General features: G+C 58.2%; 13 protein-coding genes. 8 read left to right on the top strand and 5 right to left on the bottom strand.

Translation table 11 applies throughout. From position 1 onward, the window contains the following. Positions 1 to 93: 93 nt before the first annotated feature. The 3 genes from ACVBEG_RS17805 to ACVBEG_RS17795 are packed head-to-tail and all read left to right on the top strand — an operon-like array spanning position 94 to position 2111. Positions 94 to 699: a hypothetical protein gene (locus ACVBEG_RS17805; protein ID WP_322178305.1), complete on the top strand. Its 606-nt coding sequence runs from the start codon at positions 94 to 96 to the stop codon at positions 697 to 699. A 43-nt stretch (positions 700 to 742) separates the two neighbouring features. Further along, positions 743 to 1351 (top strand): cytochrome b/b6 domain-containing protein, encoded by a 609-nt coding sequence (locus ACVBEG_RS17800; RefSeq protein ID WP_322178306.1) that lies wholly within the window; start codon positions 743 to 745, stop codon positions 1349 to 1351. Then, entirely contained in the window at positions 1344 to 2111 is a 768-nt protein-coding gene (locus tag ACVBEG_RS17795) for a molybdopterin-dependent oxidoreductase (protein ID WP_322178307.1), read from the top strand. Before ACVBEG_RS17800 ends, ACVBEG_RS17795 begins: the two co-directional genes overlap by 8 nt. Before the next feature lie 76 nt (positions 2112 to 2187). Here the strand turns inward: ACVBEG_RS17795 and efeO (ACVBEG_RS17790) are convergent, their stop codons facing one another. The 5 genes from efeO (ACVBEG_RS17790) to ACVBEG_RS17770 form a co-directional block, all read right to left on the bottom strand. Beyond that, positions 2188 to 3012: an iron uptake system protein EfeO gene (gene efeO, locus ACVBEG_RS17790; RefSeq protein WP_322178308.1), complete on the bottom strand. Its 825-nt coding sequence runs from the start codon at positions 3010 to 3012 to the stop codon at positions 2188 to 2190. A gap of 29 nt (positions 3013 to 3041) precedes the next feature. Then, positions 3042 to 4352 (bottom strand): iron uptake transporter deferrochelatase/peroxidase subunit, encoded by a 1311-nt coding sequence (gene efeB, locus ACVBEG_RS17785; protein WP_323565721.1) that lies wholly within the window; start codon positions 4350 to 4352, stop codon positions 3042 to 3044. Positions 4353 to 4396: 44 nt separating this feature from the next. After that, complete coding sequence (efeO, locus tag ACVBEG_RS17780) at positions 4397 to 5605, bottom strand: iron uptake system protein EfeO (RefSeq protein ID WP_322178310.1); 1209 nt, start codon at positions 5603 to 5605, stop codon at positions 4397 to 4399. Positions 5606 to 5613: 8 nt separating this feature from the next. Beyond that, on the bottom strand, positions 5614 to 6471 hold the full coding sequence (gene efeU / locus ACVBEG_RS17775; protein WP_322178311.1) for an iron uptake transporter permease EfeU: 858 nt from the start codon (positions 6469 to 6471) through the stop codon (positions 5614 to 5616). A 154-nt stretch (positions 6472 to 6625) separates the two neighbouring features. Continuing rightward, on the bottom strand, positions 6626 to 7531 hold the full coding sequence (locus ACVBEG_RS17770) for a LysR family transcriptional regulator (protein ID WP_447108155.1): 906 nt from the start codon (positions 7529 to 7531) through the stop codon (positions 6626 to 6628). A 133-nt stretch (positions 7532 to 7664) separates the two neighbouring features. Here ACVBEG_RS17770 and ACVBEG_RS17765 point away from each other — a divergent pair, with 133 nt between their 5' ends. From ACVBEG_RS17765 to ACVBEG_RS17745, 5 genes are all read left to right on the top strand, one after another. Beyond that, positions 7665 to 8963: a CitMHS family transporter gene (locus ACVBEG_RS17765; protein WP_322183067.1), complete on the top strand. Its 1299-nt coding sequence runs from the start codon at positions 7665 to 7667 to the stop codon at positions 8961 to 8963. A gap of 1 nt (position 8964) precedes the next feature. Beyond that, positions 8965 to 10329 carry an acyclic terpene utilization AtuA family protein gene (locus ACVBEG_RS17760; RefSeq protein WP_443690874.1) on the top strand — a complete coding sequence of 455 codons (1365 nt, stop codon included), beginning with the start codon at positions 8965 to 8967 and terminating at the stop codon, positions 10327 to 10329. After that, positions 10326 to 10643 carry an AtuA-related protein gene (locus ACVBEG_RS17755; protein WP_322178314.1) on the top strand — a complete coding sequence of 106 codons (318 nt, stop codon included), beginning with the start codon at positions 10326 to 10328 and terminating at the stop codon, positions 10641 to 10643. The genes ACVBEG_RS17760 and ACVBEG_RS17755 overlap by 4 nt, the downstream gene beginning before the upstream one ends. A gap of 289 nt (positions 10644 to 10932) precedes the next feature. Continuing rightward, positions 10933 to 13008, top strand: a complete 2076-nt coding sequence (locus ACVBEG_RS17750) for a TonB-dependent siderophore receptor (RefSeq protein ID WP_443696475.1) — start codon at positions 10933 to 10935, stop codon at positions 13006 to 13008. 340 nt (positions 13009 to 13348) lie between these two features. Continuing rightward, a complete protein-coding gene (locus ACVBEG_RS17745) occupies positions 13349 to 14074 on the top strand; it encodes an HAD family hydrolase (RefSeq protein ID WP_322178315.1) in 726 nt (241 codons plus the stop codon). Positions 14075 to 14084 lie beyond the last annotated feature (10 nt).

The raw sequence follows: 14084 nt of genomic DNA, 5'->3' as shown, positions 1-14084 counted from the left end.
TGCGCCGAATGACAAAAATGTCATTCGGCGGTCATGCTGCCGTGCGGGTTCCAGGGTGATGATGGCTGCTAACTCACTCAACCAGGTATCGACATGAAGAATGCACTGTCCACAACGTTCGGCTTGCTTCTGCTCAGCGCCGCAGTCATGACCCAGGCCGCCGACATGCCAGTGGTCAAGCCCATGCGCGGCACTGTTGATAGCCTCCAGGCTGATACGTTGAATTTCACCAACCGTGCCGGTCAACATCAGAGCATCGGCTTGACCGACAAGACGACGATTCGCTTGATTTCAAAAACCAGCCTGGATTCGATCAAAACTGACAGCTTTATCGGTTCGGCGGCCACACCGCAGGCTGATGGCACGTTGAAAGCATTGGAAGTTACCGTGTTCGAAGCTAGCCTCAAAGGCAGCGGTGAAGGCCACTACGGTTGGGAAAATGCCGACGGCAGTACCGGCACCATGACCAACGGCACGGTTGGTACGCTGGCAAAAACCAATGGTCGCACCTTGACCGTGCTCTATAAGGGCGGCGAAAAACAGCTGGTCGTGCCAGAAGACGTGCCGATCGCCTACGTTCAACCTGGCGAGCGCAGCGCACTGAAAGCCGGTGCCAAGATCGTTCTGTTCCCGGCCGATGACGGTAAATCCGCGCGCGGTATTGCCGTGGGCAAGGATGGTTTCACGCCACCGATGTAACGCAGAGCGAGGGCGTCGGATTCAGACACCACAGGAGACCGCCATGAGCACTCGACATATCCATCCCTGGCCAGTGCGGCTTACGCATTGGCTCAACGCGCTGGGCATGGTTGGCATGTTCATGAGCGGCTGGGGCATCTACAACGCTTCACCTTTATTCTCTTTCCGCTTCCCCCGCGAGATAACTCTGGGCGGTTGGCTCGGTGGTTCCATCGCTTGGCATCTGGCAGTGATGTGGCTGCTGGTGATCAACGGCCTGGCATACGTGTTGTACGGCGTGTTCAGTCAGCACTTCAAACGCGATTTGTTACCGATTTCAGTGGACGCGGTGAGGCGTGATCTGGGGGATGCCCTGCGCTTGCGTCTGGCTCACCAACAGGGGCGCTACAACGCCGTGCAACGGTTGTCGTATTGGCTGGTGTTGGCGCTGGGCGTGCTGGTGGTCTTGTCCGGGCTGTCGATCTGGAAGCCGGTCCAGTTGCAGGTGCTGTGTAGCTTGCTGGGCGGGTACGACTTCGCTCGTTTCGTGCATTTTGGCGCCATGGCCGGGATCGGTGCATTCGTCGTCGTCCATTTGGTGTTGGTACTGCTGGTGCCACGTACATTTGTGCCGATGATTACCGGTGGTACTCGGGAGAATTCCAATGACTGAACCCAAACAGCGGCCACCTGGTTTGCGCCTGGAACCGGCGCAGCAGACCCAATTGATCAATATTCAACGGCGCTCGTTTCTGCGCGCCGGGCTGACGATCGGTGCAATGTCGATGCTCACGGGCTGCAACCTGGAGAGTGACGATGCTGTGGATAAAACTTTGTGGGCCATGTCGCGCTGGAACGACCGGGTTCAGGCCTGGCTGTTCAGCGGTCAACGTCTGGCGCCGACCTACGATCTGGCAAAGGTCACCAGTCCGTTCCCGTTCAATGCGTTCTACCCTGAATACAATGTGCCCGAGGTCGATCTTTCCACGTACCGTCTGGCGGTGTCCGGGTTGGTGCGTGACACGCAACCCTGGACCCTGGAAAACTTGCGCAAGCTGCCGCAACGCACCGACATCACGCGGCTGATCTGCGTCGAGGGCTGGAGCGCGATTGGCCAATGGGGCGGGGTCCCTTTGCGCACGTTTCTGGAACACATTGGCGCGGACACCACGGCAAAATTCGTCGGGTTCAAATGTGCTGACAAATACTACTCAAGCCTGGACATGCCGACCGCGCTGCATCCACAAACTTTGCTGGCGCTGGATTTCGGCCAAGTAGCACTGCCACCGGATTATGGTTATCCATTGCGTGTGCGGGTGCCGACCAAGTTGGGGTTCAAGAATCCCAAGCACATCGTCGAACTCTTCGTGACCAATGAATACCCGGGCGGGTACTGGGAAGACCAGGGCTATAACTGGTTTAGCGGGAGTTAAAGCAACCGCTGCACAGTTGATCGCAGCCTTCAGGGGAGCAGCTTCAGGATTCCTGGATACTGAAGCTGCTTTTCACTCAGTTCAGACCCAGCTTGCCACGCAAGGTGGACAGGTCTTCAGCCAGGGTGTTGACCGGGCCAATCAGTGCCTTGCGGTCATTTGCACTGACTTTGTCATACGTCTCGTAGCCACCGTCTTTGGTTTTGTATTTGGCCAGGATCTTGTTGACCGTCGCAAAGTTCTTGTCGACTTTGGCGGCAAACACCGTGTCCTGCTTTTCGATCTGCGGGCGGAACAGGTCGACGATTTTTTTGGCGCCGTCGATGTTGCCCTGGAAGTCATACAGGTCAGTGTGGCTGTAACGGTCTTCTTCACCGGAAATCTTGGTGGCAGCGACTTCTTCGAGCAGCACTGCCGCACCGCCAACCACTTTTTCAGGTGGGAAGGTCAGGCCGGCAACGCGTGTTTGCAGGTCTTTGACATCGCCGTTGAGTTTATCGGCCAGTTCGCCCAGGCCCTGGGTGCTGTTCTCGGAGAACAGGCTGTATTCGATGCGATGGAAACCGGTGAAGTCTTCAGCGGTCACGCCTTTTTCGTGGTCATCAACGCGTGAATCGATGGAGGCATCCAGGTCGCTGAACAACTCGGCGATGGGCTCAACGGACTCGTAATAAACGCGAGTCGGCGCATACAGTTTTTTGGCGGTGGCCAGGTCGCCTTTTTTCACGGCATCGGTGAACTGTTGGGTGTGGCTACCCAGCTCATCAAGCTGTTCGGTGACGTAGATTTTGTAGTCCGAGATCGGTCCCACCAGGTCCAGCGGCGCTGTCGCGGCGAAGGCGGCCAAGGGAGTCTGGAGCAAGCCAAAGGTAAGCATCACAACGAGAGGCGACTTTTTCATGGGACTTTTCCGGGTGAAATTAGTGTGGGTCAAAGCGTTTTCGTCGGTGTGGAGGCGGCAAGCAGCGACCGACCGAGGTAATCCTGATCGCCGACGACACCGGGCAACGTGAAGAAGTAGCCACCGCCAATGGGCTTCAGGTACTCCTCCAGAGGTTCGCCATTGAGGCGGGTTTGCACGGTGATAAAGCCTTTTTCCAGATCGGACTGGTAGCAGATGAACAACAGGCCCATGTCGAGCTGACCGTTCTTGCTCACGCCATTGGAGTAGTTGAACGGGCGGCGCAAAATCCGGTTGCGTTCAGTGTCGGCGGTGCGTGGGTTGGCCATCCTGATATGTGAGTCCAGGCGAGTCTGCTTGCCGTGGGGATCGGCAGCGTAGTTCGGCACGTCGGTCTCCTGCTTGCCATCCATCGGCGCGCCGGTGGTCTTGACCCGGCCAAAGATCGCTTGCTGTTCCTGCAGCGGCGTCCGGTCCCAGCGCTCGACGAAGTTACGGATGATCCGCACTGCCTGATAGCTACCGCTGACAGCCCATGCGGGCTCATCGCTGCCGGGTTGAACCCAGACCAGGTAGTCCATGGCTTTTTGATCGTTGGAATCGGGGTTGGCTGAACCGTCGCGGAAACCGAGGAAGTTACGTGCACTCTCTGCGGGCTGCCCGGGTTTGACGGGGGCCTGAGCCGGCACGGTGCCTTCCTGCTTCCAGCGCACCAACAACAAGTCGGGCAGATTTTTGACGATGTCACGCAGGGCGTGAATATTGCTGTCGGGGGTGTTGGAGCAGAACTGAATGCTCAAGTCACCGTGGCAGCGGTCAGGCTCCAGCGCGTCATTAGGGAAGCCAATCATCCGGATCAGGCGCGTGGGCTTGACCGACGCCAGGCCGAAACGCTCGTCGAACAGCGACTCACCGACCGACACGGTGATGGTCAGGTTGTCCGGCGTCACCACCGGACCGAGGATGCCCGAATCCACCGGTGGCAATTTCGGATCGACCTGCGGCACGACGCCTCCTGTCATCAGGAACGCAATACGCTCGTTCAGCGTGCGGAACAGACGCTCCAGATCTTCGCGGTCGGCAGCCAGTACGTCGAACGATACGAGCATGCCCGCAGCCGGGCGAGGCGTGACAATGCCCGTCTGGTGACGGCCATGGAACAGGTTACGGTCCTGGGTCTTTTCGCTGTGCGGCGCTTCGGTGACTTGCGCCTGGGACGCCGCCAAAACGTTGCTGCTCAGGCTGCTACCCGCCAATGCTGCACCCGCCGCGCCGAGTCCCAGAAGCACGCGGCGACGTTGGGCTGAAAGCGGGGCGTTGGACATATCTGAATCTTTCATAGTGATGAGGTCTTCGTTCTATTACGGGTCTGAAAGGACACTGCTTAGAGGCCCTTGAGGCCTAAGGCTGGATCGATTCCATCGAGTGCGTCGGCCAATGCTTTGGCGCTGTCTGCTATCTGTTGGCGCTGCCCATTCGCGACTTGATCGTAGGGGCGGTAGCCGCTCTCGGTTTTCAAGCTGTCGAGTTCAGCGCCAAAGGCCGTTGAAGCCGCATCGATCCTTTGCAGCAGCTCGCCAGCTGTCTTGGCCAGCAGCGGACGCAACAGGTCGATGACTTTGCGTGTACCTTCCAGATTGGCGGCAAAACCGCTCAGGTCAGCACGGCTGTAGCGCTCTTCTTCGCCGTTGCTGCGGACTTCGGCCAGGGAGCGCATGTTGTGGGTAATGATGCCAACCAGTTGCTCGGGGGCCATGGTTTGCGCCATCAATTGTTGCTTGAGGCCAGTGACGTCGGTTTGCAGACGCTGCACCGTCAGCGCCAGGCCATCGACTTTGTGCTGATCGAACAAGGCGTACTCAATGCGATGGAAGCCATTGAAGCCCGGGTCTTGTTCGCGTTTTTCGTAGTAATCAGCACGAGCGTTGATGGCGTTATCCAGATCGGCAAAGCGCTGTGCGGCAGGTGCAATCCGCTGATAGACGACTCGGGCCTGCAGGTAAGCCGCTTGTGCCTGATCCAGGTCAGCTACGTCGATGGCCTGTTGCAAGGCGGTAACGGCCTTGATCAGCGCTGAACTCTGGCTGCTCAAATAAACGCGGTATTCGGACAGTGGTCCGATAAACGCGACCATCGATGGCCGGGCCTTTGCGCTGGCGTCGGATTCAGCGGTGGGGGTCACATGCAGGGTGCCGCGTGGGTTGCTCAGCAGGCCGCAGGTGATGGTGTAGTCGCCCGGCATCAGGTTGGCATTGATCACCTGGCTCAGCCCCGGCGCGATATTTTCGCGCTCCTCGACCACCAGTACACCGTCGAGGATTTCCCACTCAACGGCACGTTCGGAGCGGTTGACGATACGAAAGGCGGTGCGTCCAGCAGGTACCGTCAACGCATTCGGCTCACAGCTGTGGGCATGAATGCTGACGAGGGTCTCGGCACTGTTATTAGCCTGGCGCTTTTGCATCGCAGCGCGGGAGGCATAGTAGAACAGCCCGCCGGCCGCGATCATGATGATCACGGAGCCGACTACGGCCAATCGCAAGACGTTATGAGACCTGGCTTTTTCAGGAAGCCCAGAGGGAAGATTCGACATGGGTACCCTTATTCGTTCGTAGCGGAAGATGATTGGCGAAGCACGGGTTTAGCCGATTGAGTCCCCGGCGCTGGCAGGAAGAACAACACCAATGCGCCGATCAGGTAGATCAGGTAGACGCTCAGGGTGCTGACGGTCGGAGAATCTTGATAACCAAACATGCCGGCCAATACCGAGCCTAATGGGCCGTCCATTGGCAGCGCTGCGCTGATGTCGAACACGACTGTTTGCAGGTGATTCCACAGTCCGGCCTCATGCAGCGCTTGCACCGACGTAGAGAGAATCCCGGCGGCGACCACCAGAATGAACAGGCCGGTCCAGCGGAAGAACATGCCCAGATTCAGGCGCATGCTGCCGCTGTAAATGGCAAACCCCACGCCGATGGCCAGGATCAGGCCGAGCAGGGCCCCCATCGGGGCTGCCGTCCCCTCACTCTGCTGGAACACCGCCAGCAGGAAAAAAACAGTCTCCAGCCCTTCACGGGCGACGGCGAAAAACACCATGGCGATCAGCGCGTAAACCTGATTTTTCGAGGTGGCAAGTGCGGCATCGAGAGAGGCGTGCAATGAGTGCTTGATGGAGCGTGCGACCTTGCGCATCCAGAACACCATCGAACTGAGAATGCCCACGGCCACCAGGCCGATCACGCCTTCGAACAACTCCTGCTGTTTTTGCGGGAATTCGGCGCTGACCAATTCCAGGCCGCCCCCGACCAGGAGCGCCAAGGCTGCCGCGAGAAAAACACCGATCCACACGGCGGGCATCCATTCTCCGCGGCCGGTCTGTTTCAGGTAGCTGGCAATGATGCCAACGATGAGCGCGGCTTCAATCCCTTCGCGCAGCATGATCAAAAAAGGAACGAGCATGTGTCACCAAAATAAGAGCTGCTGGGCGTGTAACCAGATGCGCAACGGAGGCTGTTGCGCGTTTGAGAATCTGCAACATAATGATACTCATTACCGAATGAGAATATCATTTTTTTCAAGTTTCGGATTTTTTGCAGGCTCGTACAGGTTAGGTTCAGGTCGTGGGCAGTGGGTCTGATTGATCCAGCACCGACCTCATCAGCTCTACAAACCGCTGTGGCGCCGGGCTCAGGCTTTGACTTGCGCGGGTGATAAGGCCGATTTCTCGGCTGACACCAGGGTGATCGACTGGCACACGCGCCAGATCGCCACGGCCATCGTCGGCGGACTCCGGCAGCAGGGTCATCCCCAGTCCTTGGCGGACCAAGGCCAGCACTGTCGACATATAGTTGGCTTCCAGGCCTGGTATCAGGTGCAGACCCTCTTCGGCGAACAGCTGCTCCACCCGTTCGCGCACGCTGCTGTCGCGTCCGGTGAGGATCATCGGCTGACCTGTCAGCGCCGAGAGACTTACTGATTGGCGTGATGCCAGCGGATGATCGCTTGGGATAAACAGGCACAACCGATCCACCATCACCACCTCAAAGTCCAGGCCGTGTCCCAGCCGGGCTCGCACCCCAAGACCGAAATCGACTTCGCCATCACGCACAAGTGCGTCGATACGTTGCGCTACCACATCGCGCAGGCGTATCTCGACCCCGGGAAACTGTTCGCGAAACAGCTTCAGTACTGGAGGCAGTGCGCCTGAGCAGATCGAGGGCAGGGCCGCGATGGTCACCACACCTCGGCGTAGCGCCGCCAAATCCCGCGAGCCGGCAACAATGTTGTCCAGGTCCAATAGTAGTTTTTCCATCGGCCCCAAGGTCTTCTGCCCGGCCGCCGTGAGGCTGACCTGACGCGGACTGCGCTCGAGCAGTGTCACCCCCAGCCAGTCTTCGAGTTGTTGAATCTGCACGGTTAGCGCCGAAGGCGACAGATGCAAGGCGACTGCCGCCTTGGCAAAGCTGCCGCTATGGGCCACGGCGAGAAAGGCACGGATATGCTGAATTGAGTTCTTCATTCTGTTTTTCCGAACGAGATGCGGTGAACATTTCAATTTACAAAGATTACCCCGATTTTCAATACTCGTTGAAAACAACAACGGTTCATTCCACTGCCCCAGGCGGTCAGGAATGACACACAGGACCCTGCCCATGCTCGCCACGCTCGGTGTTATCACCATCCTCTGTTTGCTCACCGCTGTAATGAGCAAACGCCTCTCGCCACTGGTTGCACTTATTGCGTTGCCGATCATTGCTGCATTGATCGGCGGCTTCGGCCTGGAAACCAGTGCCTTCATCATTACCGGCATCAAGAACGTGGCCCCGGTGGTGGGCATGTTCGTGTTCGCCATCTTGTTCTTTGGGGTGATGACGGACGCCGGGATGCTTGATCCCATCATTGATCGGATCCTGCACACGGTAGGGACGCGACCGACACGGATCGTGACCGGCACCGCGTTACTGGCGTTGTTGGTGCACCTGGATGGTTCGGGGGCGGTCACTTTTCTGGTGACTATCCCGGCCATGCTCCCTCTCTATAACCGTCTCGGCATGGACCGGCGCATCCTTGCGTGCGTCACGGCGATGGCGGCCGGGGTTAACTTCCTGCCCTGGACCGGCCCGGTGCTGCGCTCCTCGGCGGCGTTGCATGTGCCGGTATCGGACCTGTTTCAACCTCTGATTCCGGTGCAGATCGTGGGTTTGGTGTTTGTCTTCACCTGCGCCTGGCTGCTTGGTCGCCGCGAAGAGCGTCGGCTTGGCCTTGGCCTTGGCGCTGGCGTCACGGTTGATGTGGTTCCCCAGCGTACCCTCAGCGCGGAAGAAGAAGGGCTGCGTCGGCCACGGTTGTTCTGGCTCAATCTGCTGCTGACCGTGTTGGTGATGGGCGTGATGATTGCTGGCTGGGTCGACCCAGTGGTGATGTTCATGCTCGGTACCGTATTGGCGCTGTGCATCAACTACCCAAACGTCGACGCCCAGCGGGAGCGCGTCGATGCGCACGCCAAAACGGCCTTGACCATGGCCAGCATCCTCCTGGCAGCCGGGGTGTTCACCGGGATCATGCAGGGCAGTGGCATGCTCAAAGCGATGGCTGAAGTGGCGGTGGCACAGATCCCGGCTGGCCACGGTCATTTGATCCCGGCGGTAGTGGGCTTTCTGTCCATGCCATTGAGCCTGCTGTTCGATCCAGACTCGTTCTATTTCGGTGTGATGCCGGTGATCGCTGAAGTCGGCAAGGCGCTGGGCGTCAACCCGCTGCAGGTGGCTCAGGCCTCGTTGCTCGGCGTACATACCACCGGGTTCCCAGTCAGCCCGCTGACGCCGGCGACCTTTCTGTTGGTCGGCCTGTGCAAGATCGAGTTGGCCGATCACCAGCGTTTCACCATCCCCTTTATGTTCGCCGCGTCGGTGTTAATGACCCTGACTGCGTTGCTCCTGGGAGTCTTCTGACATGAAAACCTTACGCATTGGCTCTGGCGCCGGTTACTCGGGTGACCGCATTGAGCCGGCCGTGGAACTGGCCGAGCAGGGCGATCTGGATTATCTGGTCTTTGAATGCCTGGCCGAACGCACTATTGCTCTGGCACAGCAGGCCCGTCTGGCTGATCCAGAGGCGGGTTACGACCCTTTGCTGAGCGAGCGTATGCGCCGGGTGCTGCCTTTTGTCGGTCGTGGCATTGATGGCAATCGCCGGCGCTTGCGCCTGATCACTAACATGGGCGCCGCCAACCCAATGGCGGCCGCTCGTGAGGTCAGGCGGATCGCTGCGGAGCTGGGGTTGAACAGCCTGAAAGTCGCCGCTCTGACCGGCGATGATGTGCTCGATGCGTTGCAGGCCGATCCTTCCTTGTTACTCGACAACGGTGCAAGCCTGGGCTCGCTGGGTGAACGACTGATCTCGGCCAATGCTTATCTGGGCGCTTCAGGCATCGTCGACGCGCTGCGGGCCGACGCCGATGTGGTGATTACTGGCAGGGTTGCCGATCCATCGTTGTTCCTCGCACCGCAGTTGTTCGAGTTTGGCTGGGCTGAAGATGATTGGGCCTTGTTGGGTCGCGGCACATTGGTCGGGCATCTGCTCGAATGCGCCGGACAGATCAGCGGCGGGTACTTTGCCGATCCCGGTTACAAGGATGTTCCTGATCTGGCGCGGCTCGGCTTCCCGCTGGCCGAGGTGGATGCTTTGGGGCAGGCAGTGATCAGCAAAGTGTCGGGCACGGGCGGCCGCATTGACACCGCCACCTGCACCGAACAACTGATCTATGAAGTGCACGACCCTGCGGCGTACCTGACGCCGGATGTCAGTGCTGATTTTTCTGCGGTCAGCTTCAGCACCGAGGGCGTTGACCGGGTGCGTATTGCAGGGGCAGACGGGCACCCAAGGCCTGAAACCTTGAAGGTGTCGGTGGGCTATCTCGATGGCTGGATCGGCGAAGGGCAGATCGCGTATGGCGGGCCGGGGGCTGTGGCCCGGGCACAGTTGGCCCGTGAGGTTGTGCTCGAACGGTTGAAACTGACCGGCGTGATCTACGACGAAGTGCGCGCCGAACTGATTGGCGTCGATGCACTGCACGGGGCCGGGCTAGGTTCACGTACGAGCAGCGAACCGTGGGAAGTGCGTTTGCGGGTGGCCGCGCGCTGTACTGATCGGGCCGAAGCGGTGCGAGTCGGCAATGAAGTAGAAACGTTGTACACCAACGGTCCTTGCGGCGGTGGCGGGGCAAGCAAAAGCGTTCGTCAGGTGGTGGCAGTTGCGTCGCTGTACCTGCCCCGTGATGCAGTCACCCCACGAATCCATTTGGAGGATGCCTTATGAGTACCGTCAAGCTGCGAGAGTTGGCGCATTCCCGTACCGGCGACAAAGGCGACACCTCAAATATTTCGGTAATCGCCTACCGTGCCGAAGACTATCCACACCTGTGTCAGGCGCTAAGCGTCGAGCGCGTCACGGCCTGGTTTGCCGAGTTGCTCGACCCGGCGGCAGGCCCCGTTCGGCGCTATGAGTTGCCCAATGTCCATGCCCTGAACTTCGTCCTGCCCGGCATCCTGCGCGGCGGCGTGACCCGGTCCCTGGCACTGGATGCCCATGGGAAGGCGCTAGGGGCAGCGTTGCTGGACATGGAGGTTTAGAGCGGCGGGTTTATCTGAGTCACAGCTCCTGCAGGGGGGGATGACTTGCATTGATGTGATCATCAGAAAATATTTTGGAATTCAGTGGGATAAAACGTTTCAGTAAATCAGTAATGAGAATAAGATTCGTTACCATGTAACGAAAGCACTATTCGAGAGTTCTGGTTTATTCATGACAAAGCATCAAGCCGGTTGTTATGTGCCCGTGTCGACAGCGGTTGCGCCTCTGTCGTATCGACTGCGCAATCTGTACACGGCGACAGTCACGCTGTGCGCCTTGAGTGCGCCGATGGCCTTTGCCGAGGAGATGCAGCTTGAGGCGGTCAACATCGATGCCAAGGCTCAATCGCTCGAAGCCGAGGAACTTGAGCGCAGCCGCACAAGCTATCAGGCACGGCGCGCCACGGTCGCTACCCGCACCGATGAGCGCCTGGTGGAGGTCCCGCAATCGGTAAATGTGGTCACCAACCGGGTCATCGAAGACCGCCAGCCGGCGAGTCTGGACGAAGCGATCAATGCCGTCAGCGGGGTCAAACAGGGCAACACCCTGGGCGGCACTCAGGACGCGATCCAGAAACGCGGTTTCGGCACCAACCGGGACAACTCGATCATGCGCGACGGCATGCAATCAGTGCAGGCGCGTAATTTCACGCCCACCACCGAGCGTATCGAGGTACTAAAAGGCCCCGCGTCGATGTTGTATGGCGTGCAGGACCCCGGTGGGATCATCAACGTGGTGACCAAAAAGCCACAGCTGGAAGCCGCTCACTCGATCTCTGCATTCGGCTCCAGCTTTGGTGGCGGAGGCGAGCAGATAGATCTCACCGGGCCATTGGGCGATAGCGGTCTGGCCTACCGGTTGATCGCCGACAAACAGAACGTCGATTACTGGCGCAATTTCGGCAGCATCGATCAGACAGTGATTGCGCCGTCGCTGGCCTGGTATGGCGAGGACACCAAGGTCTCTATCGCCTACGAACACATGGAATATTCGGTGCCATTCGACCGAGGCACGCAGATCAATCCGAAAACCGGCAAGGTGCTCGACATCCCGCGCAATCGACGCCTGGACGAACCCTTCAACGTCACCGCCGGGCGTTCGGATTCGGTGGACCTGCGTATGGAGCATCGCCTGAACGACAGCTGGACGCTCAATACCGGTTACGGCTACAGCCGCAACTATTACAACGACAATCAATCGCGGTTCATGTCGGCCAATAACGACACCGGTCTGGTGACCCGGCGCGCCGATGCGACCCGCGATGCGGTGCAGGCGGCCCATACCGCCACCGTCAATACCTTGGGCAAGTTGTACTGGGGCGATACGCTGCACGAAGTATTGATTGGCGCCGACTACATGAATAACCAGCGGGATCTGGGTGATCTGCTGCGTAACACCGCCAGTGCCGACTTCAACTACAACGCCCCGGTGTATGGCATGGCGCCGCTGCCTAGCAAGGTCAGCGCAGCAAACAGTGACCAGAGTGACCATCTGCAAACCCATGCGTTCTTCGTGCAGGACTCGATGCACCTGGGCGAGCACTGGATTGTCCAAGGTGGCCTGCGCTACGACGCATTCGATGAAATCACCGGCAAGGGCCGACCGTTTGTGGTCGGTGCCGACGTCAAGGACAGCAACGTCGTGCCGCGTGTAGGGCTGGTGTACCTGATTCAGCCTGACTGGTCGGTGTACGGCAGCTACACCGAATCGTTTCGCCCCAACACCTCGATCGCCACGCCGATTGGTGACTTGCCACCTGAAGAAGGCAAGGCTTACGAGTTTGGCACCAAGTTTGAAAATGACGCGATCACCACTACGGTAGCGCTGTTCACGATCAACAAGAAGAACGTGCAGACCAGCGAAGCCTGCGGCACTGAAATCTGCACCCGGGTCTCCGGCGAGGTGCGGTCCCGTGGCCTTGAAGCAGACATCACCGGCCAGCTCGACGAGTTCTGGAGCATCACTGGCAGCTACGCGTACACCGACACCGAGGTGCTCAAAGACCCGATCCTGGAAGGTGCTCCCCTGGACGGTGTGTCGAAACACACCGCGGCGGCGTACCTGACCCGAGACTTTGGCCATGTCGGTGTGGGCGACTTGCGTGCTGGAGCGGGCGCCCGTTACGCCAGCCGCTGGGGGGTGAACGATGGTGCTGGCATCGAGTATTACTTGCCGTCTTCGACCGTGGCCGATGCGTTTGTCAGCTACAAAATGAAGATTAAAGACCGTGACCTGACGCTGCAGCTCAACCTGAAAAACGTGTTCGACGAACGCTATTACGTGTCCAGCAGTGGTCTCGGTTCGCCAGCCATCGTCATTGGCGAACCTCGCCAGCTGATTGCTCGCGCCACGCTGGATTTCTGACCGAAGCAGCAGGCCGGCTATTCATGCAGACGGCCGTGGATCATGTCGTATATGAATTATTTTGAACGTTAAGACCGTATACGGGGATATAAATCATAAGCGAACGAGTGTTTTACGATATCCATGCTATTCATATGGGTAATTGGAAGTTTTCCGCGCCAAGCTAAATGCTTTATATATCAGTGGCTTAATCAAATTAATTGAATAATGGGAATTAAAATATATTTTTAATTCATATTCGTGCTTAAAGAGCCACTAAAACACCTTTGACAGGTTTTAATATTGGATCCAATCTGTGTTTCTAAACGGTTACATTGGCTGACGGTCAACGGGGATGGACATGCACACTTACGGTCATGCTCAAGACATCACTCCAACCCCTTGCATTATTGACGCCTTACCTATTGAAAACCTGCCTGACCTGATCATCTTTGATTGCGACGGCGTGTTGGTCCAGAGCGAAGAAATTACCCTCAGCGTATTGGCAAAGTTATTCAATGCCCACCTGCTCGATAGACGTCCCGAGTGGCCTCCGCTGGAGATCAACGACTGCATCCGACGTTTTAGAGGGCGCAAGATCAATACGTGTCTTGATGAACTTCAGGATGAGTATTCGACCGTGCTGCCACTCTATTTTGAAACCGTGCTCAGGGAGCAGGCCTTAAGTCTCTATACAACCGATTTGCAGGCCACAGAAGGCATTATTGATCTGGTGTCGAGCCTCAATACTCGCCTGTGTGTGGCCTCTAGCGCACCGCGTTCGAAGATCGAACAGTGTTTGAAATTGACCCGCTTGTGGCCCTGGTTTGAAGGCAAGGTCTTCAGCTGTTACGACGTGGGTACCTGGAAGCCTGATCCGCTGGTTTTTCAGACAGCGTGTCTGAGCAACAGCGTCAATCCTGATCGGGCATTGGTCATAGAAGACAGCATTCCCGGTGTTCAGGCCGCGGTGGCTGCCGGGATACGGGTGTTGGGGTTCGGTCCTCCTGATCGACATCCCGAACTGAAAAAGGCGGGTGCCGTGACCTTTTCCAGAATGAATCAACTGCATGGCTTGATGGCGTGAATCCATTTCG

It is taken from the genome of Pseudomonas sp. GG8, from assembly GCF_052976945.1.
The sequence above is the reverse complement of the archived record's forward strand: the minus strand, read 5'-3'. Positions and strand labels throughout refer to the sequence as shown.

What these genes read in the sequence shown, in the direction of transcription:
- ACVBEG_RS17805 (WP_322178305.1), top strand. Translation starts at nt 94, where the DNA reads ATGAAGAATGCACTGTCCACAACGTTCGGCTTGCTTCTGCTCAGCGCC.
- ACVBEG_RS17800 (WP_322178306.1), top strand. Translation starts at nt 743, where the DNA reads ATGAGCACTCGACATATCCATCCCTGGCCAGTGCGGCTTACGCATTGG.
- ACVBEG_RS17795 (WP_322178307.1), top strand. Translation starts at nt 1,344, where the DNA reads ATGACTGAACCCAAACAGCGGCCACCTGGTTTGCGCCTGGAACCGGCG.
- efeO (WP_322178308.1), bottom strand. Translation starts at nt 3,012, where the DNA reads ATGAAAAAGTCGCCTCTCGTTGTGATGCTTACCTTTGGCTTGCTCCAG.
- efeB (WP_323565721.1), bottom strand. Translation starts at nt 4,352, where the DNA reads ATGAAAGATTCAGATATGTCCAACGCCCCGCTTTCAGCCCAACGTCGC.
- efeO (WP_322178310.1), bottom strand. Translation starts at nt 5,605, where the DNA reads ATGTCGAATCTTCCCTCTGGGCTTCCTGAAAAAGCCAGGTCTCATAAC.
- efeU (WP_322178311.1), bottom strand. Translation starts at nt 6,471, where the DNA reads ATGCTCGTTCCTTTTTTGATCATGCTGCGCGAAGGGATTGAAGCCGCG.
- ACVBEG_RS17770 (WP_447108155.1), bottom strand. Translation starts at nt 7,531, where the DNA reads ATGAAGAACTCAATTCAGCATATCCGTGCCTTTCTCGCCGTGGCCCAT.
- ACVBEG_RS17765 (WP_322183067.1), top strand. Translation starts at nt 7,665, where the DNA reads ATGCTCGCCACGCTCGGTGTTATCACCATCCTCTGTTTGCTCACCGCT.
- ACVBEG_RS17760 (WP_443690874.1), top strand. Translation starts at nt 8,965, where the DNA reads ATGAAAACCTTACGCATTGGCTCTGGCGCCGGTTACTCGGGTGACCGC.
- ACVBEG_RS17755 (WP_322178314.1), top strand. Translation starts at nt 10,326, where the DNA reads ATGAGTACCGTCAAGCTGCGAGAGTTGGCGCATTCCCGTACCGGCGAC.
- ACVBEG_RS17750 (WP_443696475.1), top strand. Translation starts at nt 10,933, where the DNA reads ATGGCCTTTGCCGAGGAGATGCAGCTTGAGGCGGTCAACATCGATGCC.
- ACVBEG_RS17745 (WP_322178315.1), top strand. Translation starts at nt 13,349, where the DNA reads ATGCACACTTACGGTCATGCTCAAGACATCACTCCAACCCCTTGCATT.